The sequence below is a fragment of the Diaphorobacter aerolatus genome (assembly GCF_014489535.1).
In the GTDB taxonomy this organism is placed as follows: domain Bacteria; phylum Pseudomonadota; class Gammaproteobacteria; order Burkholderiales; family Burkholderiaceae_C; genus Diaphorobacter_A; species Diaphorobacter_A aerolatus.
On record NZ_CP060783.1, the window covers coordinates 877,850 to 898,264 of the forward strand.

Genomic DNA, 20,415 nt, shown 5'->3' on the forward strand with positions numbered 1-20,415 from the left:
CGCAGTTTGCGCACCGCGCGCTGTTCCTGCGAATCCATATTCGAATATCCAACCCGCACCAATGACCACTCCTCAAGCCTCTCCAGATCTCGCAAGCCTGCGTGTGCAGATCGACAACATCGATCAGCAACTGCTCGCCCTGCTCAACCAGCGCGCGCTCGTGGCCGAACGTGTGGGCGAGGTCAAGAAGCGCGAGGGCTCCGCGTACTTTCGCCCCGACCGCGTGGCCCAGGTCATCGAGAAGATCAAGGGCGCGAACCCCGGCCCGCTCAAGCCCACGCATGTGGCGGCAATCTGGCGCGAGATCATGTCGGCCTGTCTCGCGCTCGAATCGCCGCAGCGCGTTGCGGTGCTCGGCCCGGCGGGCACCTTCTGTGAGGAAGCGGCCATTCAGTATTTCGGCGGCGCGGCCGATCTGCTGTATTGCAACAGTTTTGAAGAAGTCTTTCATGCGACGGCGGCTGGCAGCGCGCAGTACGGCGTGGTCGGCATCGAAAACTCCACCGAGGGCGTGGTCACGCGTTCGCTGGACATGCTGCTGCACACGCCCTGCCACGTGGTCGGCGAAGTGAGTCTGCTGATTCGCCACAACCTGCTGCGCACCACCAATTCCGCCGAAAATATCGACGTCGTGGTCGCGCATCCGCAGGCACTGGCGCAATGCCAGGCGTGGTTGTCCAAGCATCTGCCGCATGCCGAGCGCCGTCCGGTGGAAAGCAATGCCGAAGGCGCGCGCCTGGCCGCACTCCATCCCAACTGGGCCGGAATCGCGAGCGAGCGCGCCGCGCAGCAGTTTGGCCTGCACGTGGTCGCGCACGCGATCCAGGACGAAGCCTACAACCGCACGCGCTTTGCCGTGATCTGCCTGCCCGGCACGCTCACGACGCCCGAGCCGTCCGGCCACGACAGCACCAGCCTGATCATCTCGGTTCCGAATCGTCCGGGCGCGGTATACGACCTGCTCGCGCCGCTCAAGAAGCACGGCGTGTCGATGACGCGCTTTGAATCACGCCCGGCCCGCACTGGCAAGTGGGAGTACTACTTCTACGTGGACATCGAGGGCCATCCCGCCCAACCGAACGTGGCGCAGGCGCTGGCGGAACTGCAGCAACTCAGCGCGTTCTACAAGCTGCTCGGCACCTATCCGACAGCCGCATCCTGAGGTCTACCAGCATGTTTGAACAACTAGGCCTGATTGGCTGCGGTCTGATGGGTGGCTCGTTCGCCAAGGCAATGAAGCGCGCCGGACTCGTCAAACGCGTGGTCGGCTACAGCAAGTCTCCATCGACCACCGAGCGCGCGCGCCAGCTTGGCGTGATCGACGTCGAGGCGCCCTCCGCGCTGCTCGCGGTCGCGGGTGCGGACATCGTCCTGCTCGCCATTCCGGTGGCCGCCACGGAAGCCACGCTCAAGGCCATCAAGCATCTCGTGACCCCGCAGATGCTGATCATGGACGTCGGCTCGACCAAAACGGACGTGGTCCAGGCCGTGCGTGCCTCGTTGCGCGACCAGATGGGCTCGTTCGTTCCCGCCCATCCGATTGCCGGTCGTGAAGTGGCCGGCGTCGAGCACGCGGACGCCGATCTCTACACCGGTCGCCAGGTCATCCTGACGCCGACCGAACATACCCTGACGGCGCAGCTCAAGCGCGCCGAGGAAGTCTGGTCCGCTCTGGGCTGCCGCGTATCGCATATGTCGCCCGAATCGCATGACGCGGCGTTTGCCGCGGTCAGCCATCTGCCGCATCTGCTCGCATTCGCGATCATGAACAGCCTCACCAATCAGGTGCATTCGGATCAGTTGCTCTCGCTTGCCGGTCCCGGCTTTCGCGATTTCACGCGGATTGCCGCAAGCGATCCCAAAATGTGGCGCGACGTGCTGCGCGCCAACCGCGAGGAAGTGCTCGCCCAGTCGCGCCTGTTCCAGCAGGCACTTGGCGAGCTGGAAAAGACGATGCTGGAAAACGACGATCAGAAGCTCGAAGACCTGATCACTCTGGCAAGTCTCACCCGCTCCAACTGGCGCATGGGCGCGCAGCGCGGGCGCAAGGACGATCAGTAAAGACACCCGATGTTCACCACCGAGTACCTCGACCTGCCGCCGCTCACGTCTGCGGGCGGCAGCGTGCAACTTCCCGGCTCCAAGAGCATCTCCAACCGCGTGCTGCTGCTGTCGGCGCTGAGCGAGGGCACGACCGAAGTGCGCGACCTGCTCGCCTCGGACGACACCCGCGTGATGCTGGATGCGTTGCGCCAGATCGGCTGCGAGGTGCGCGAAGATGCCGACGCGGTCCGCATCACCGGCCTCGGCGCCAAGGCGCCCAACTCGCCCGCACGACTCTTTCTGGGCAATGCCGGAACCGCCATGCGCCCGCTCACCGCTGCGCTGGCGCTGCTCAGTGGCGACTTTGAACTCTCGGGCGTTGCGCGCATGCACGAGCGCCCGATCGGCGACTTGATCGATGCGCTGCGCCAGCTTGGCTGCAAGATCGACTATCTGGGCAACGAGGGTTTTCCGCCCTTGCACATTCGCCACGGCGATGGCCTGCCGTCGCTCGCGCTGTCCGCACCGATACGCGTGCGTGGCGACGTATCAAGCCAGTTTCTGACCGCGTTGCTCATGGCATTGCCGCTGGTTGCGAAATCGCAGGACATCGTCATCGACGTGGTGGGCGAGCTGATCTCCAGGCCCTACATCCACATCACGCTCGAGTTGCTCGCGCGCTTTGGCATCGTGGTGCAGCGCGACGACAACTGGCAGCGCTTCACCATCGCGGCGGGCAGCCGCTACGTGTCACCGGGCGTGGTGCACGTGGAGGCCGATGCGTCGTCCGCAAGCTACTTCATCGCCCTGGGTGCGATTGCGCCCGCCAGCGACGGGCACGAAGGCATCAGGGTGCTCGGTGTCGGGCAGGACTCGATTCAGGGCGACATCCGCTTCGTCGAAGCCGCTCGCGCCATGGGCGCTGAGATCTCAAGCGGCCCCAACTGGTTGCAGATCCGCCGGGGCGCATGGCCGCTCAAGGCCATCGACATGGACTGCAATCACATACCGGACGCGGCGATGACGCTCGCCGTGATGGCGCTCTATGCCGACGGCACGACCACGCTGCGCAACATCGCGAGCTGGCGCGTGAAGGAAACCGACCGCATCGCCGCCATGGCCACCGAAGGTCGCAAGCTCGGCGCACTCATCGAGGAAGGCCCCGACTACCTGAAAATAACGCCGCCGCCGTCGCCTGCCGACTGGAAGGCCGCCAGCATCCACACCTATGACGACCACCGCGTCGCCATGTGCTTCTCGCTCGCCGCATTCAACCCGGCGGGCCTGCCGGTGCGCATCGAGGACCCCAGGTGCGTCGCCAAGACCTTCCCCGACTATTTCGAGGCACTGTTCGGCGTGACGACGGCGCGCGCGGGGCAGATTCCGGTGATCTGCATCGACGGCCCGACCGCGTCGGGCAAGGGCACGGTCGCGGCCGAGGTGGCCAGGCGGCTCGGCTACCGTTTCCTCGACTCCGGCGCGATGTACCGCATCACCGCGTACGCGGCAACCCAGGCCGGGCTCATCATCGATGCGACCCACGAAGCCCGCATCGCCGAGCTGGCCCGCGCCCTGCCTGTGCATTTCGACGAAGGCAAGATCTGGCTTCACAAGCAGGAAGTGACGAACGCGATCCGCACGGAAGAGGCTGGCATGAACGCCTCCAAGGTCTCCGCCCTGCCCCTCGTGCGACTGGCGCTGGTCGATCTGCAGCACAGCTTTCAGCGCCTGCCGGGGCTCGTGGCCGATGGCCGCGACATGGGTACGGTGATCTTTCCGAATGCCCCGCTCAAAGTCTTTCTCACGGCTTCCGCCGAATGTCGCGCGGAACGCCGCTATAAGCAGTTGATTTCTAAAGGAATTTCGGCTAATATATCCGACCTTCGCGCTGATCTTGAAGCGCGCGACGCCCGCGATGCGAATCGCAGCGTTGCGCCCATGAAGCCAGCGCAGGATGCCTTGGTGCTGGACAATTCCCGTCTTTCCGTCGATGAGGCGGTCGATCAGGTGATTGGCTGGTGGCGGGCACGCCAGCCGTTCGGCGCTTGATTTTTCAGGCACGGGCGTTCGCTGGCACCCTTGGTCCTCACGGTTTCCGTCGCGCTCTGCTGGCGCATTGGCCGTGCGGTTTTTTGCAACTCTAACCCCCGCGATCATCTGGATCGCAACCCTCCGCAGGCAGTCTTAAAAACATCTGGCAATGGTGCCGGTGGAAACCTGTTTGTGGACAAGGAAATACATGTCTGAATCTTTTGCCGCCCTATTTGAAGAATCGTTGACACGCACGGAAATGCGTCCAGGCGAAGTCATCACTGCCGAAGTGGTGCGCGTTGAGCACAACTTCGTGGTTGTGAACGCTGGCCTGAAGTCCGAAGCCTACGTGCCAATCGACGAATTCAAGAACGATCAGGGCGAAATCGAAGTCCAAGTGGGCGACTTCGTGTCCGTGGCAATCGGCTCCATCGAAAACGGTTACGGCGACACCATCTTGTCGCGCGACACCGCCAAGCGTCTGGCCTCGTGGCTGTCGCTCGAGAAGGCTCTGGAATCCGGCGAATTCGTTACCGGTACCACATCCGGCAAGGTCAAGGGCGGTCTGACCGTTCTGGTCAACGGCATCCGCGCATTCCTGCCCGGTTCGCTGATCGACACACGTCCGATCAAGGACCTGACACCCTACGAGAACAAGACCCTGGAATTCAAGGTCATCAAGCTCGACCGCAAGCGCAACAACGTGGTGCTGAGCCGCCGCGCCGTGGTGGAAGCATCGATGGGCGAAGAGCGCGCCAAGCTGATGGAGACGCTCAAGGAAGGCGCCATCGTCAACGGCGTGGTCAAGAACATCACCGAATACGGTGCGTTCGTGGACCTCGGCGGCATCGACGGCCTGCTGCACATCACCGACATGGCATGGCGTCGTGTGCGTCACCCTTCGGAAGTGGTGCAAGCCGGCCAGGAAATCACCGCCAAGATCCTCAAGTTCGACACCGAGAAGAACCGCGTGTCCCTGGGTCTCAAGCAAATGGGCGACGACCCATGGATGGGCGTTGCTCGCCGTTATCCTTCGGGCACCCGTCTGTTCGGCAAGGTCACCAACATTGCCGACTACGGCGCGTTCGTGGAACTCGAGCCGGGCATCGAAGGCCTGGTGCACGTCTCCGAAATGGACTGGACCAACAAGAACGTTGCTCCTTCCAAGCTCGTGTCGCTGGGTGACGAAGTCGAAGTCATGGTCCTCGAGATCGACGAAGACAAGCGCCGCATCAGCCTGGGCATGAAGCAGTGCAAGGCCAACCCATGGCAAGAATTCGCACAGGACACCAAGCGCGGCGACCGCGTCAAGGGTCCGATCAAGTCGATCACCGACTTCGGCGTGTTCGTGGGCCTGGCTGCCGGTATCGACGGCCTGGTGCACCTGTCCGACCTGTCGTGGAACGAAGCTGGCGAAGCCGCCGTGCGCAACTACAAGAAGGGCCAGGAAGTCGAAGCGATCGTGCTGGCCGTGGACGTGGACCGCGAACGCATCTCGCTCGGTATCAAGCAGCTCGACGGCGACCCGTTCACCACGTTCGTGACCGTGAACGACAAGGGCCAGATCGTGTCCGGCAAGGTCAAGACGGTGGACGCTCGTGGCGCTGAAATCGACCTCGGCGAAGACATCATCGGCTACCTGCGCGCTTCCGAAATCTCCCGCGACCGCGTGGAAGATGCTCGCAACGTGCTCAAGGAAGGCGACGAAATCACAGCTGTGGTGGTGAACGTGGATCGCAAGACCCGCAACATCCAGCTGTCGATCAAGGCCAAGGACCAGGCCGACCAGCAAGAAGCCATGGCTTCCCTGACCGCACAGTCCGCCAAGGAAAACGCTGGCACGACCAGCCTCGGCGCCCTGCTGCGTGCCAAGCTGGACAACTCCGACAAGTAAGCAAATCCTTGTTGCTGTCGGTTGCCTCGCAGGCACTGCAATGAACGACTGCCCGGGTGGCCCGTGCCATCCGGCGGTTGTTCAGGACAGCGGGCGCTTCATGCGTCCGCTTTTTTTTGGTTTCACCAAAGTTTTGCGATCACTTTCATGACCCGATCTGACCTTGTTGAGGAGCTGGCCGCCCGCTTCACCCAATTGACGCAGCGCGACGCCGAAATCGCCGTCAAAACCATTCTGGATGCTGTCGGCGATGCCCTGGTGCGCGGTCATCGCATCGAGATTCGCGGCTTCGGCAGCTTTTCCGTCACGCGCCGTCCGCCCCGCATGGGCCGCAATCCGCGCAGCGGCGAAGCCGTAGCGATTCCCGAAAAGCGCGTGCCGCATTTCAAGCCGGGCAAGGCCCTGCGCGAAGCCGTCGACGAACGCAAGTTGCCCGCCGCACCGCTCAAGGACGCATCCTGATCCTTGAAGCTCCCTGTCACGCGTGCAGGGACTTCGCCCGACGCGCACGGGACTGACCGTAGAATCTCCCGCAGTCCCGGAGAGATTCATCCATGAAATATTTCCTGTGGCTGCTCAAGGCAGCCATATTTTTCACGTTGTTCGCCTTTGCGCTGAACAACCAGCAGGACGCCATCGTCCACTTCTTCTTTGGCACGCAGTGGCGCGCGCCGCTGGTGCTGATCGTGCTGGCCGCGTTCGCACTCGGAGTGATCGTCGGCGTGCTCGGCATGGTGCCGCGCTGGTGGAAGCACCGCTCTGCCGCGCAGCGCGCCACCGTGCCGGAGACCAACGCCGCAACCGCCGCATCGCCGCAGGTTCCAGCCCCGTCAACGACCCGATATTGCCGCAGCCTCCGATCCATGGAATTTGACCTCAGCTGGATTCTGCTGGGCCTGCCCGTTGCGTTCGTGCTCGGATGGCTTGCCTCGCGCTTCGACCTGCGCCAGTTGCGCGACGAAAATCGCCGTGCGCCCAAGGCCTACTTCAAGGGTTTGAATTTTCTGCTCAACGAGCAGCAGGATCAGGCCATCGATGCCTTCATCGAAGCCGTTCAGAACGACCCCGACACGACCGAGCTGCACTTTGCGCTTGGCAACCTGTTTCGCCGCCGCGGCGAGTACAACCGCGCCGTGCGTGTGCATGAGCATCTGCTGTCGCGCGGCGATCTGAGCCGCGTCGATCGCGACCGTGCGCAGCATGCGCTCGCGCTCGACTTTCTCAAGGCCGGCCTGCTCGACCGCGCGGAAGATGCGCTGCGCCGGCTTGAAGGCACGCCCTTCGAGGCGCAGGCCCGCGTCGCGCTGCTTGCCATCTACGAGCGCTCCCGTGACTGGCCGCAGGCCATGACCATCACGCAGAAGATGCAGGAGGCGCACCAGGGCGACTTCAGTGCGCGCCAGGCGCATTTCCTGTGCGAGCAGGCGCAGGCGAAATCCGCGCACGGCGACACCGAGGGTGCCGAGGCCCTGCTCCAACAGGCCGTGCGGACCGCGCCTCAGACCGCGCGTGCACGCATCGAGCTCGCCCGTCTCAAGCAACGCGCCGGCCAATCGCGAGAGGCGCTCGCCATGTTGATGGATCTGGCCGAGGTCGCGCCCGTGTGGCTGCCACTGGCCGTGCCGCTGATGGTCGAATTGAGTCTTGCGACCGGTGAAGGCGCCAGGGTGTTCGACCTGCTGCGCCAGCGCTACGAGGTCATGCCGTCGCTCGACCTGCTCGAGGGCATCGTCGCGCTCGACAAGGTGCTCGGCAATGCGGAGACCGCTCGCGAATGGTATGTGCGCCATCTCGAACACGAACCGTCCCTAGTCGCCGCAGCCAAATGGCTCCATGACGAAAAGCTCGAACACGAGCAATTTCACCCTCTCGTACAACGCTCTCTTGATCAGGCTGCAAAACCGCTCACGCGCTACCGCTGCGCCGCCTGCGGCTTTGAGGCGCGTCAGCATTTCTGGCAGTGCCCCGGCTGCCAGACATGGGATAGTTATCCCGCGCGCAGGGTCGAGGAGCTTTAGGCACGCTTGAGCCTCCCCTCTGGGCGTGTTCTCAACACGGCATCCACGACAAAAACGGGTGCCACCTCAGAGGGAGAAATCATCGTGAAAATCCAACGCTGGCTCATCAGCCTGGCCGCCATGCTGAGCACCACGCTCGCGCTTGCGGCCGTGGACATCAACAAGGCCACCGAGGCCGAACTCGACGGCATCAAGGGCATCGGACCGGCCACGACCCGGTTGATCGTGGACGAGCGCAAGACCGCGCCGTTCGCCGACTGGACCGATCTGACCCGCCGCGTCAAGGGCATTGGTGCCAAACGCGCCGCCAAGCTCTCGGCCGAGGGCCTGATGGTCAATGGGCAGTCCTACGAAGTGACCGCGCAGGCTGCCCCCAAATCTGGCAAGGCAGCAGCGGCCAAATCCGCCAAGGCAGACGCGCCAGCAGCGAAGGCGCAGAAGCCGTGAAGACGCGGTATTGAACCGCTTGGCGCGCCCCACCGGGCCGCCAACGAAATACAAAGGCGATGGAATTCGGTTTCCATCGCCTTTTTTGCCTGGGCCCCCACGCGGGTTTGCGCAGTGTTGCGATGGGCCATGCGAACAGGCCCGGACCGCGTCGGACATGCGCGGAGTCGCGCAAAATGGCACTTCCCGCGCCCAATTTTCAAGAAACAACCCCTTATTTCGTCAGAGTTTTACAAGAAAACCTTATATTCGACCTGAGGAGCGTGCTTATAAATCCATAGCACCCAATCCGTCCCGACCCCTTCACCGGTCACGCCATGTCCCTATTCCTGTTGATCATCCTTCCGTTGATCGGCAGCGTCATTGCCGCCATATTGCCCGCCAACGCACGCAATACGGAATCGACGCTGGCCGGTGTCATCGCGCTGTTCTGCGCGGTGCAGACGGCGCTGCTGTTTCCGGAAATCGCCAACGGCGGCGTGGTGCGGCAGGAGTTTGCATGGCTTCCCGCGCTGGGTCTGAATTTCGTGATCCGCATGGACGGCTTTGCATGGATGTTCAGCATGCTCATCATGGGCATCGGCAGCCTGGTCGTGCTGTACGCGCGCTACTACATGTCTCCCGCCGATCCGGTGCCGCGCTTCTTCTCGTTCTTTCTCGCCTTCATGGGCGCGATGTCGGGCGTGGTGCTCTCGGGCAACATCATCCAGCTGGTGTTTTTCTGGGAGCTGACCAGCCTGTTCTCGTTTCTGCTGATCGGCTACTGGCACCACCGCGAGGACGCGCGGCGCGGCGCGCGCATGGCCCTCACGGTGACCGGCACGGGCGGGCTGTGCCTGCTGGCCGGGATGCTCGTGATCGGCCACATCGTGGGCAGCTACGACCTGGATCGCGTGCTGAATTCCGCCGAACTGGTGCGCAATCATCCGATGTACCTCACGGCGCTGATTCTGGTGCTGCTCGGCGCCTTCACGAAGAGCGCGCAGTTTCCGTTCCAGTTCTGGCTGCCCAACGCCATGGCCGCGCCCACGCCGGTCTCGGCGTATCTGCACTCGGCCACCATGGTGAAGCTCGGCGTGTTCCTGCTGGCGCGCCTGTGGCCCGTGATGGCGGGCACGGATGAATGGTTCTGGATCGTGGGCGGCACCGGCGTCGCCACGCTGCTCATCGGCGGCTATGCGGCGATGTTCCAGAACGACCTCAAGGGTCTGCTGGCCTACTCGACCATCTCGCACCTCGGCCTGATCACCTTGCTGCTCGGCATGAACAGCCCGCTCGCCGCCGTGGCCGCCGTGTTCCACATCATGAACCATGCGACCTTCAAGGCGTCTCTGTTCATGGCTGCCGGCATCATCGACCACGAGAGCGGCACGCGTGACATTCGCCGCCTTTCGGGACTCAGGCACATGATGCCCGTCACCGCCACGCTCGCCACCGTGGCCGCAGCATCCATGGCCGGCGTGCCGCTGCTCAACGGCTTCCTGTCCAAGGAGATGTTCTTTGCGGAGACCGTGTTCGTCGATGCCTCGCCGTTCGTCGGCGCGGCCATGCCGATTCTGGCGACGATTGCCGGAGTGTTCAGCGTGGCCTATTCCCTGCGCTTCATCGTCGATGTGTTCTGGGGCCCCAAAAGCACCGACCTGCCGCTTGAACCCCACGAACCCCCGCACTGGATGCGGGTGCCGGTCGAGTTGCTGGTGCTGGCGTGTCTCGTGGTGGGCATTTTCCCGAATTGGGCCATCGGCCGCTTTCTTGACGCCGCGGCGCTGCCGGTGATCGGCACGGGCCAGTTGCCCGAATTCAGCCTCGCGATCTGGCACGGCTTCAACACGCCGCTGATGATGAGCATCATCGCGCTTGCGGGCGGCGTTCTTCTGTACTGGCTGCTGCGCACGCAGCGCGAGGCCGGACGCATCGATGCCGCGCCGATCATGCGGATCGTCAGTGGTCGCCGGATCTTCGAGGCGTCCATCACCCTGCTCACCTATGCGGGGCGGCGCGGCAAGCGCTTGCTGTCCACGCACCGGCTGCAGTGGCAGATGCTGTGGCTGGCGCTCGGCACCGTGATCGCCGCCGTGATTCCGCTGGTCGCGCGTGGCATCGAATTCGGCAACCGGGGCACGCTGCCGCTCTCGCCCGCCTTCGTCGTGCTATGGTCGGTCGGTTCGGCCTGCGCGATTGCTGCGGCCTGGCAGGCCAAGTACCACCGCCTTGCGGCCCTGACGCTGATGGGCGGCTCGGGCCTGTGCACCGTGCTGACCTTTCTGTGGTTTTCCGCGCCCGATCTGGCGCTCACGCAACTGGTGGTGGAAATCGTCACCACGATTCTGATCCTGCTCGGCCTGCGCTGGCTGCCCAAGCGCGATCAGGCGATCTCGCTGGCCGATTCGCGCACCATGCGCACCCGCGCGCGCCGCATCCGCGACTTCGTGATCGCGCTGAGCGCCGGTTCCGGCATGGCATGGCTGGCCTACGCGATGATGAGCCGTCCGTTCCCCGAAAGCACCTCGACCTTCTTCCTTGAGCGCGCGCTCACCGAAGGCGGTGGTGCCAACGTCGTGAACGTGATGCTGGTCGATTTCCGGGGCTTTGACACCTTCGGCGAAATCGTCGTGCTGGGCATCGTCGCGCTCACCATCTACGCGCTGCTCAGGCGCTTTCGCCCCGCGCCCGAAGCCATGGATCTGCCCGAGCAGCAACGCTGGCTCGCGCCCGATCTGCAAACCGACCTGCTCAATCCGCGCAACGCCAAGGACTCGGCGGTGGGTTACCTGATGGTGCCTGCGGTGCTGGTACGCCTGCTGCTGCCGTTCGCGGCACTGGTGTCGTTCTACCTGTTCCTGCGTGGACACAACGAACCAGGCGGCGGCTTCGTCGCGGGTCTGGTGCTCTCGGTCGGTCTGCTGCTGCAATACATCATCTCGGGCACGGAATGGGTCGAGGAACATCTGACGCTCTATCCGCGCAAATGGATTGCATTCGGCATGCTGTTCGCCCTGGGCACGGGCCTTGGCTCCATCGCCTTCGGTTATCCGTTCCTCACCAGCCACACGGCGCACTTCACGCTGCCCGTGATCGGCGAGATTCACATTGCCAGCGCGCTGTTCTTCGACATCGGCGTTTACCTGCTCGTGGTGGGATCGACGCTGCTGATCCTCGTCGCCATCGCCCACCAGTCCGTGCGCGGGCACCGCTATCACCAGCGTCTGCTCGAAGAGCAAAAAGACGCTCACACCGTGGAAAAACCCGAGGAGCCAGCGCGCCTGGCATCCGACGACGACACCACCCCCGACATTGAACCCCAGGGAGCCCGTTGATGGAAATCGTACTTGCCATCGCCATCGGCGTGCTGACCGGCTCCGGCGTCTGGCTGCTGCTGCGCCCGCGTACCTTCCAGGTCATCATGGGCCTGTCGCTGCTTGCCTACGCGGTCAATCTGTTCATGTTCAGCATGGGCCGCATCGGCCTTGCCATCGACAAGGAACCGGTGCTTGCCGCCGGTGTTCCGCAGGACCTGCACCACTACGCCGATCCGATGCCGCAGGCACTGGTGCTCACGGCCATCGTGATCGGTTTTGCGATGACGGCGCTGTTTCTCGTCGTGCTGCTCGCATTGCGCGGCATGAGCGGCACCGACCATGTGGACGGCGTTGACGCGCGCAACTCGCAGGAGATGCCATGAGCCTCGGCGAGATCACCGATGCGCTGATGCCGCACCTGATCCTGGCACCCATCACGCTGCCGATGTTCACGGCCGCCATCATGCTGCTGCTCGGCGAGAAGAACCAGCGCGCCAAGCTCGTCATCAACCTGCTTTCGACTCTCGTCGGCCTGATCGTCGCCGTGCAGTTGCTGCGCTGGAGCAAGATGACCGGCAGCACCGCATCCATGGGCGTATACCTGCCGGGCAACTGGCCCGCACCGTTCGGCATCGTGCTGGTGCTCGACCGGCTCTCGGCGATGATGCTGGTGCTCACCAGCTTCATCGCGCTGTGCTCGATCATCTTTGCCGCATCGCGCTGGCATCGCGCTGGCGTGCACTACCACCCGCTGTTCCAGTTGCAGCTCATGGGTCTGGCCGGTGCCTTTCTTACCGCCGACCTGTTCAATCTGTTCGTGTTCTTCGAGATCATGCTGGCCGCCTCCTACGGCCTGTTGCTGCATGGATCGGGCCGCATGCGCGTGCAGGCCGGACTGCACTACATCGCGATCAACCTGGCCGCTTCGTCGCTGTTCCTGATCGGCGCGTCCATGCTCTACGGCATCACCGGCACGCTGAACATGGCCGATCTGGCGCAGGCGATTCCCAAGGTCGCCGATGCCGACCGCGGCCTGCTGCATGCCGCGGCAGCGATTCTTGCCATGGCGTTTCTCATCAAGTCCGCCGTCTGGCCGCTGAACTTCTGGCTCGTGCCCGCGTACAGCGCGGCGACTCCGCCCGTCGGCGCCCTGTTCGCGCTGATGACCAAGGTCGGCATCTACACCATCGTGCGTTTGTGGACGCTGATGTTCAGCAGCGAAGCCGGGGCGTCCGCGCTGTTTGGCAGCATGTGGCTGATTGGCGGTGGCGTGTTGACCATGGCCTTTGGTGCCATCGGCATGCTGGGCTCGCAGCGCTTTGCCAATCTCGCCGGTTACGCCGCGATCCTGTCTTCGGGAACGCTGCTGGCCGCCGTCGGCTTCGGCCAGAACGAACTGACCGCTGGGCTGCTCTATTACCTGCCCAGCTCGACGCTGGCGATTTGCACGCTGTTCCTGCTCTCCGATCTGGTCGAACGCTGGCGCAATGACGGCTCCAGCTTCACGCCCTACGATGAAGATGAGGCCGCGCCGTTCCTGTCGCCCGAACTCGTGCCGCAGGCCGGTACGAACTTCGACGAAGACGAGGAAGTGCTGGTCGGTCGCGTGATTCCTGCGGCAGCCGCGTTTCTCGGCATCGCCTACATGATGTGCACGCTGGTCATCGCGGGCCTGCCGCCGCTGTCGGGCTTCATCGGCAAGTTCGCGATGCTCACCGCGCTGATGAACCCGCTGGGTCTTGGCTCGTCCGCCGGCACCCAGCCCGGCACTCCGGGATGGACGCTGGTCATCCTCATGATCGTCACCGGCCTGATTGCGCTGATCGCGCTCACGCGTTCCGGCATCCGCGTGTTCTGGGCGAGCCATGCACGCACGCCGCCCAAGCTGCGGCTCGTGGAGGCGCTGCCGGTCGCGCTGCTGCTGTGCGCAAGCATCGTCTTCACGCTGCGCGCCGACAACGTGATGCGCTACATGCAGGCCACGGCCAACATGCTGCACTCGCCCGGCACCTACATCAGCTCCGTGATGTCCGCGCGGCCCAGGCCCGGGCCGCTGTCGCCCGATACCGGGCCCTGCCGATTGCGCCGTCGATCCGTGGAGGGCTGCAACCATGATGATGAAGAAAATCTTCCCGGCGCCGCTGTTGTCCGTGGCGCTGTTCGTGATCTGGCTGTTGCTCAACCAGTCGCTGAGCGCCGGGCACCTGCTGCTCGCGCTGATTCTGGCGCTGCTGCTGCCGGTGCTGTTCCGTGGCCTGCGACCGCGCCACGTGCGCGTGCGCAACCTCGGCGCGATCCTGCGTCTGTGCACCGCCGTCGTCGTGGACACCACGGTATCCAACTTTGCCGTGATGCGATTTCTCGTGCGCCCGTCGGCACGCCGCCATCCGTCCCGCTTCGTGCAGATTCCGCTGGAGCTGCGCGATCCCAACGGTCTCGCGGTGCTCGCTATGATCGTCTGCCTCACGCCCGGAACCGCCTGGGCGGAGCTGTCGCTGGACCGCTCGGTGCTGATGCTGCATGTGCTCGAGGTCGGTGACCCGCAGGAGGTGATCGATCACGTCAAGGCCAAGTTCGAGCGTCCTCTCATGGAGATTTTCGAATGATCAATCCCGTGCTTTCCTGGGCCCTGCCCATTGCCATGTTCCTGCTGTCGCTGGCGATGTTCTGCTGCCTGGTGCGCATCGTGCGCGGCCCGGCGGCGCAGGACCGTGTGCTGGCGCTGGACTGCATGTATCTCAACGGCATGCTGTTCATGCTGGTGCTCGGCATCTACTACAGCAGCAGCGCCTACTTCGAGGCCGCGCTGCTGATCGCGCTGCTCGGCTTTGCGAGTTCCACCGCCATGGCCAAGTTCCTGCTGCGCGGCGAGGTGATCGAATGACCGAACACACACTGCCGCTCTGGCTCGACATCTTCATCTCGGCCATCGTGGTGCTGGGCGCGCTGACCGCGCTGATCGGCTCCTCGGGGCTGCTGCGCCTCAAGAGCTATTTCGAGCGCGTGCATGCGCCATCGATCATCGCCACGCTCGCCACCTGGTGCATCATGCATGCGACGCTGATCTACTTCTCGGTGCAGGAACACAAGCTGGCCATCCACGCGATCCTGATCGCCATCTTCATCGCCATCACCGTGCCCGTGACCACCATCTTCCTGATGCGCGCCGCGCTGTTTCGCGCCCGCCGCTCCGGCGAAGTGGTGCCGCCCAGCCTGAGCGACAACACCGAGAGCCGCACGCGCGCCGCCGCCCTGCTGTCCGGCGAGGAACCGGACTGAGTGAGGTCAACGCTCCCCGAAGCCGCCGCCGCCGGGCGTATGGATTTCAAAGATGTCGCCCGCATTCATCTGCGCCTGACCGATGTGCGCAAGCGGCTCCACGCTGCCATCCGCACGCAGCACGCGGTTGATGCCAGCCTTGCCTGGAGCGCCACCGGCCATGCCGAACGAGCCACGCACGCGGCCATTCGAGAGAATGCCGGCCGTCATCGGCTCGAGAAACCGCATGCGCCGCACGCCGCCGTTGCCGCCGCTCCACTTTCCGGCGCCGCCTGAATCGGCGCGGATCGCGTAGCTTTCGAGGCGCACCGGAAAGCGGAACTCGAGCACCTCCGGGTCGGTCATGCGCGAATTGGTCATATGGGTCTGCACGACGCTGGTTCCGTCGAATCCGTCCAGCAGCCGACCCGCGTCATCGAACACGCCACCCGCACCGCTACCGCCCGAAATGGTCTCGTAGTACTGGTAGCGCTCGTTGCCGAAGGTGAAATTGTTCATCGTGCACTGGCTCGCCGCAGACACGCCGAGCGCTCCGAGCAGCGCATTGGTGATGCAGGTCGAGGTCTCGACATTGCCCGCAACCACGGAAGCCGGTGGCAGCGGATTGAGCATGCAGCCTTCGGGGATGTGCACCTTGAGCGGCTTGAGGCAACCGGCGTTCAGGGGAATGTCGTCATCGACCAGCGTGCGGAACACGTACAGCACCGCCGCCATGCAGACCGCCGTGGGCGCGTTGAAATTGTTGGCCTGTTGCGGCGAGGTGCCGCTGAAATCGATCTCCGCGCTGCGCGTCGCCGCATCGATGCGGATCGCCACCTGGATCTGCGCGCCGTTGTCGAGCGGCAGCGTGAACGCGCCGTCGCCCATGCGCGCTGACAGGCGCGTGATCGCGCGGCGTACCGACTCCTCGGCGTTGTCCTGCACGTGCCGCATGTATGCCTGTACTACCGCAAGGCCGAACTGCCCGACCATGCGGTGCAGCTCCTGCACGCCTTTTTCGTTGGCGGCGATCTGCGCCTTCAGATCGGCAAGATTTTGCGCGGGATTGCGCGCCGGGTACTCACCGCTTGCGAGCAGCGCCAGCATCTGCGCCTCTTGCAGCGTACCGGCATCGACCAGCTTCACGTTGTCGAGCTGCACGCCCTCTTCCTCGATGCGTGTCGAGAACGGCGGCATCGAACCGGGCGTCACGCCGCCCACGTCCGCGTGGTGTCCGCGACTGCCCACATAGAAGGTGGGCTCGGCAGCGCCGTCGATGTAGACCGGCGTGATCACGGTGATGTCCGGCAGATGTGTGCCGCCGTGGTAGGGATCGTTGAGCACGAAGACGTCGCCGCGCTGCATGCTGCCCCGATTGCGCGCGATGACGGTCTTGATGCTCTCGCCCATCGAGCCCAGATGCACCGGCATGTGCGGAGCGTTGGCGATGAGCTGGCCCTCGCCGTCAAACAGTGCGCAACTGAAGTCGAGTCGCTCCTTGATGTTCACCGAGTACGCGGTGTTCTGAAGCTGTAGCCCCATCTGCTCCGCGATGTTCATGAACAGATTGTTGAAGACCTCGAGCAGCACCGGATCGACCTGCGTGCCCGCCGCGAGGCGTTGCGCGCGCGGCATGTGGCGCGAGAGCAGCAGGTGGTCAAGCCCCGTGAGCCGCGCCTGCCAGCCGGGCTCAACCACCGTCGTGGCATTTTTCTCCGCGATGATCGCCGGGCCCTGCACAAGGTCGCCGGGACGCATGTCCTCGCGCACCACGAGCGGCGCGTCATGCCATGCGGGTTCGCCATTGGTGCCGACGGTGAACACGCGCACGCTTGCGCGCTGGGGCACGGCACGTTCCGGGTGCTCGGCCTGCCGTGCCTCGGTCGCATCTTCACCGGCAACCACCAGCTCCACCGAGACCGCTTCGACGACCAGCGCGCGGCCCTGCATCAGAAAGGAAAACCGCTGGCGATACGCGCGCTCGAAAGCAGCACTCATCTGCGCGAGCGTGCCAAACGGAATGACCAGCGCAGAATCCGCGCCCTCATAGCGCACGTGCGCGCGGCGCAGCACCTGCGGCGCAGCTTCGCTCAGGCCGCGCTCCGTCAGCTCGGCACGCGCGGCGGTTTCGAGTTCGGACAGCGTGGACTCGATCCGCGCAAAATTCGGTTCGGTGAGCGGGACCTCGAGCGCCCGCTCGCGCATCACGTTCTGGTCGGCCAGCCCCATGCCGTAGGCCGACAGCACCCCGGCGAGCGGATGGATCAGCACCCGCTCCATGCCCAGCGCGTCCGCCACCAGACACGCATGCTGACCGCCCGCGCCCCCGAAGCATTGCAGCGTGTAGCGCGTGACGTCGTAGCCGCGCGCCACCGAGATCTTCTTGATCGCGTTCGCCATCTGCTGCACCGCGATTTCGATATAGCCATGGGCGACGGATTCGGGCGTTCGATCAAGGCCCTGTGACAGTTCAAGAAATTTTTCGTTGACGACCCCGGCGTCGAGACTCTGGTCGGCACCATGCCCGAAGACGCGCGGAAAATAATCGGGTTGCAGCTTGCCCACCATGACGTTGGCATCGGTCACCGCAAGCGGGCCGCCGCGACGGTAGCTCGCCGGGCCGGGATTCGCACCAGCGCTCTGCGGCCCGACGCGAAAGCGCGCGCCGTCGAACGCGAGAATCGATCCACCGCCCGACGCCACGGTGTGAATGCTCATCATCGGCGCGCGCATGCGCACACCCGCGACCTGGGTTTCAAACTCGCGCTCGAACTCGCCCGCAAAGTGGCTCACGTCGGTGGAGGTGCCACCCATGTCGAAGCCGATCACGCGCTCCTGTCCCGCGATCTGCGCGGTGCGCGCCATGCCGACGATGCCGCCCGCAGGCCCGGAGAGGATCGCGTCCTTGCCCTGAAAGCGCTGCGCGTGCGCGAGCCCGCCCGACGACTGCATGAAATACAGCGGCACGCCCGGCAGCTCTGCCTGCACCTGCTCGACATAGCGCCTGAGAATCGGCGAGAGATACGCATCGACCACGGTGGTGTCACCCCGGCTCACGAACTTCATGAGCGGGCTCGTGCCGTGCGAGGTACTGATCTGCGTGAAGCCCGCCTCGCTCGCGAGCTGCGCCGCCAGCGTCTCGTGTTCGGTGTAGCGCCAGCCATGCATGAACACGATGGCGACGCTGCACAGACCCGCGTCATGCGCGGCCCACAGGCGCTCGCGCAGATGCTCCCGGTCGAGCGCCTCGATCACCGCGCCATCGGCGGACATGCGCTCCTGCGCCTCGATCACGCGGCTGTACAGCAGCTCGGGCAGCCCGATGCGGCGATCGAACAGCCGCGGGCGATTCTGGTAGGCAATGCGCAGCGCGTCGCGAAAACCGCGCGTGGTGATGAGCAAGGTGGGCTCGCCCTTGCGTTCGAGCAACGCGTTCGTGGCCACCGTCGTGCCCATCTTCACGCACTCCACGCGTTCGGCGGTAATGGCATCGCGCGCGTTCACGCCAAGCAGGTGGCGGATGCCCGCCACCGCCGCGTCGCGGTATTGCTCGGGATTCTCCGACAACAGCTTGTGGGTGACGATGCCGCCATCCGGTCTGCGCCCGACCACGTCGGTAAATGTGCCTCCACGATCCACCCAGAACTGCCAGCGTCGGTTGCTCATCTCACTACTCTCTCTGCTCTCTGATTCATGCGCGACGTGCGCGGTGTGTCCGGCGAACATTGTCCTTGATGTTGCGCATGCGCAAAACGCCATCAAGGTATGTACCTATTAGCTATCAAAATGTGATCAGTTACATTCATCGATTGTTCTGATGCCGCAAGCGTCCCCTTGTTTCAACTCGTCCGGAGTCAATGCAATGAAGCGTAGATTTTTTTCCGTTGCCGCGCTGGCTGTCTGTGGCGCGGTGAGTTTCACTGCCGCACAGGCGCAGACCAAATGGGACTTCGCCACGGCCTATCCGGTCACCAATTTCCACACGGAAAACATCACGCAATTTGCCAAGGACGTCGAGGCCGCATCGGGCGGCAAGCTCAAGATCACCGTGCATGCCAACGCGGCATTGTTCAAGGCGCCGGAAATCAAGCGCGCCGTCCAGGGCGCACAGGCCCAGTTGGGAGAGATCCTGCTCGTGAATTATCAGAACGAGTGGCAGATCTTCGGCGCGGACGGCATCCCGTTTCTCGCGGACAGCTATGACTCGTCGATGAAGCTCTACCAGGCGCAAAAGCCGTTTCTCGAAAAGAAGCTCGGCGAGCAAGGCATGATGCTGCTGTACTCGGTGGCCTGGCCCACGCAGGGCATCTACACCAAGAAGGCGATCAACAGCGCGGCCGACCTCAAGGGCATCAAGTGGCGCGCGTACAGCCCCGCCACCGCACGCATCGCCGAGCTGGTGGGCGCGCAACCCGTGACGGTGCAGCAGGCAGAACTCTCGCAGGCGCTTGCGACCGGCGTGGTCGATTCGATGATGACCTCGGGCGCGACGGGCGTAGACAGCAAGCTCTACGAACACCTCAAGTACTACTACGACACGCAGGCCTGGTTGCCCAAGAACGCGGTGCTCATGAACAAGAAGGCATTCGACGCGCTCGACAAGCCCACGCAGGAAGCCGTGCTCAAGGCCGCTGCGGCCGCCGAGACGCGTGGCTGGGCCGCGAGCCGCAAGGTCAACGACGATACGCTGGTCAAGCTCAAGGCCGAAGGCATGCAGGTTCTGCCGCCGAGCGCCACGTTGAAGTCCGACATGAACAAGGTCGGCGACACCATGCTCAAGGAATGGCTGGACAAGGCCGGTCCGGAAGGCAAGGCGCTGGTTGACGCGTATCGCAAGTGATCGACAAGTCATCCGCAAGCAATTATTTCCCAGCAAACCGCCGACATGCGACGCTTCCTGAATTTCCTCTACGACGGCAGCGCCGTGCTCGCGGCCACCTGCATGGTGGCGCTGCTGGTGGCGGTGCTGCTGTCGATTGCGAGTCGGCAGTTGCACTTTCTCATCTCCGGCATCGATGCCTACGCGGGCTATCTGATGGCCGGTGCTGGCTTTCTGGCGCTGGCGCACACGCTCAAGCGCGGTGAGCACATCCGCGTGACGTTGATCGCCAATGCGCTCAAGGGCCGCTCGAAAAAATCGCTCGAAGTCCTGGCCCTGTTCGTCGGCACCCTGCTGGCCGCGCTGTTTGCCTACTACAGCATCCGCCTTGCGTGGCAATCGCACGAATTCCACGACATCTCGACCAGCAACGACGCGACTCCGCTGTGGATTCCGCAGCTCACGATGGCGGTCGGCTCACTCGTCATGGCGATTGCGTGCGCCGATGAACTGGTGCTCGAAATCCTCGGCAAGCGCACCGTTCCCGTGAGCGGCGAAGCGCTGCGCAACGAATAGATCACCACTCACCCTTCCCGCATGGCGCTT

Annotated in this window: 15 protein-coding genes and 2 pseudogenes; 16 read left to right on the top strand and 1 reads right to left on the bottom strand. The window is 64.1% G+C overall.

The features are described from left to right. Positions 1 to 61 precede the first annotated feature (61 nt). From pheA to mnhG, 14 genes and pseudogenes are all read left to right on the top strand, one after another. On the top strand, positions 62 to 1,162 hold the full coding sequence (pheA, locus tag H9K75_RS04030) for a prephenate dehydratase (protein WP_187724856.1): 1,101 nt from the start codon (positions 62 to 64) through the stop codon (positions 1,160 to 1,162). Positions 1,163 to 1,173: 11 nt separating this feature from the next. Beyond that, positions 1,174 to 2,061 carry a prephenate dehydrogenase gene (locus H9K75_RS04035; RefSeq protein WP_187724857.1) on the top strand — a complete coding sequence of 296 codons (888 nt, stop codon included), beginning with the start codon at positions 1,174 to 1,176 and terminating at the stop codon, positions 2,059 to 2,061. 9 nt (positions 2,062 to 2,070) lie between these two features. Continuing rightward, positions 2,071 to 4,092: a bifunctional 3-phosphoshikimate 1-carboxyvinyltransferase/cytidylate kinase gene (locus H9K75_RS04040; RefSeq protein ID WP_187724858.1), complete on the top strand. Its 2,022-nt coding sequence runs from the start codon at positions 2,071 to 2,073 to the stop codon at positions 4,090 to 4,092. 190 nt (positions 4,093 to 4,282) lie between these two features. Next, positions 4,283 to 5,968, top strand: a complete 1,686-nt coding sequence (gene rpsA, locus H9K75_RS04045) for a 30S ribosomal protein S1 (RefSeq protein ID WP_187724859.1) — start codon at positions 4,283 to 4,285, stop codon at positions 5,966 to 5,968. A gap of 147 nt (positions 5,969 to 6,115) precedes the next feature. Continuing rightward, positions 6,116 to 6,430: an integration host factor subunit beta gene (locus H9K75_RS04050; RefSeq protein ID WP_187724860.1), complete on the top strand. Its 315-nt coding sequence runs from the start codon at positions 6,116 to 6,118 to the stop codon at positions 6,428 to 6,430. A gap of 92 nt (positions 6,431 to 6,522) precedes the next feature. After that, positions 6,523 to 6,684 (top strand): annotated as a pseudogene (locus H9K75_RS23460) (DUF1049 domain-containing protein); the annotation flags it as partial. Positions 6,685 to 6,831: 147 nt separating this feature from the next. Beyond that, positions 6,832 to 7,986, top strand: coding sequence for a lipopolysaccharide assembly protein LapB (lapB, locus tag H9K75_RS04055; protein WP_226858677.1), 1,155 nt, complete (start codon positions 6,832 to 6,834; stop codon positions 7,984 to 7,986). 84 nt (positions 7,987 to 8,070) lie between these two features. Continuing rightward, entirely contained in the window at positions 8,071 to 8,433 is a 363-nt protein-coding gene (locus H9K75_RS04060; RefSeq protein WP_226858516.1) for a ComEA family DNA-binding protein, read from the top strand. A gap of 317 nt (positions 8,434 to 8,750) precedes the next feature. Continuing rightward, a complete protein-coding gene (locus H9K75_RS04065) occupies positions 8,751 to 11,750 on the top strand; it encodes a monovalent cation/H+ antiporter subunit A (RefSeq protein WP_187724862.1) in 3,000 nt (999 codons plus the stop codon). Continuing rightward, positions 11,750 to 12,115, top strand: coding sequence for a Na+/H+ antiporter subunit C (locus H9K75_RS04070; protein ID WP_187724863.1), 366 nt, complete (start codon positions 11,750 to 11,752; stop codon positions 12,113 to 12,115). Before H9K75_RS04065 ends, H9K75_RS04070 begins: the two co-directional genes overlap by 1 nt. Continuing rightward, positions 12,112 to 13,800, top strand: a pseudogene (locus tag H9K75_RS04075) (monovalent cation/H+ antiporter subunit D); the annotation flags it as partial. The gene H9K75_RS04070 and the pseudogene H9K75_RS04075, both read left to right, overlap by 4 nt. A 46-nt stretch (positions 13,801 to 13,846) precedes the next feature. Continuing rightward, positions 13,847 to 14,338: a Na+/H+ antiporter subunit E gene (locus H9K75_RS04080; RefSeq protein ID WP_187725900.1), complete on the top strand. Its 492-nt coding sequence runs from the start codon at positions 13,847 to 13,849 to the stop codon at positions 14,336 to 14,338. Beyond that, positions 14,335 to 14,616 (top strand): K+/H+ antiporter subunit F, encoded by a 282-nt coding sequence (locus H9K75_RS04085; RefSeq protein WP_187724864.1) that lies wholly within the window; start codon positions 14,335 to 14,337, stop codon positions 14,614 to 14,616. Before H9K75_RS04080 ends, H9K75_RS04085 begins: the two co-directional genes overlap by 4 nt. Further along, positions 14,613 to 15,011, top strand: coding sequence for a monovalent cation/H(+) antiporter subunit G (mnhG, locus tag H9K75_RS04090; RefSeq protein WP_187724865.1), 399 nt, complete (start codon positions 14,613 to 14,615; stop codon positions 15,009 to 15,011). The genes H9K75_RS04085 and mnhG overlap by 4 nt, the downstream gene beginning before the upstream one ends. A gap of 6 nt (positions 15,012 to 15,017) precedes the next feature. On the opposite strand, the gene H9K75_RS04095 is transcribed toward mnhG, so the two are convergent. Continuing rightward, positions 15,018 to 18,656 (bottom strand): hydantoinase B/oxoprolinase family protein, encoded by a 3,639-nt coding sequence (locus H9K75_RS04095; RefSeq protein ID WP_187724866.1) that lies wholly within the window; start codon positions 18,654 to 18,656, stop codon positions 15,018 to 15,020. A 196-nt stretch (positions 18,657 to 18,852) separates the two neighbouring features. Here H9K75_RS04095 and H9K75_RS04100 point away from each other — a divergent pair, with 196 nt between their 5' ends. Both H9K75_RS04100 and H9K75_RS04105 read left to right on the top strand, forming a co-directional pair. Then, positions 18,853 to 19,830: a TRAP transporter substrate-binding protein gene (locus H9K75_RS04100; protein WP_187724867.1), complete on the top strand. Its 978-nt coding sequence runs from the start codon at positions 18,853 to 18,855 to the stop codon at positions 19,828 to 19,830. 45 nt (positions 19,831 to 19,875) lie between these two features. Continuing rightward, complete coding sequence (locus H9K75_RS04105) at positions 19,876 to 20,385, top strand: TRAP transporter small permease (RefSeq protein ID WP_187724868.1); 510 nt, start codon at positions 19,876 to 19,878, stop codon at positions 20,383 to 20,385. Positions 20,386 to 20,415: the final 30 nt, after the last annotated feature.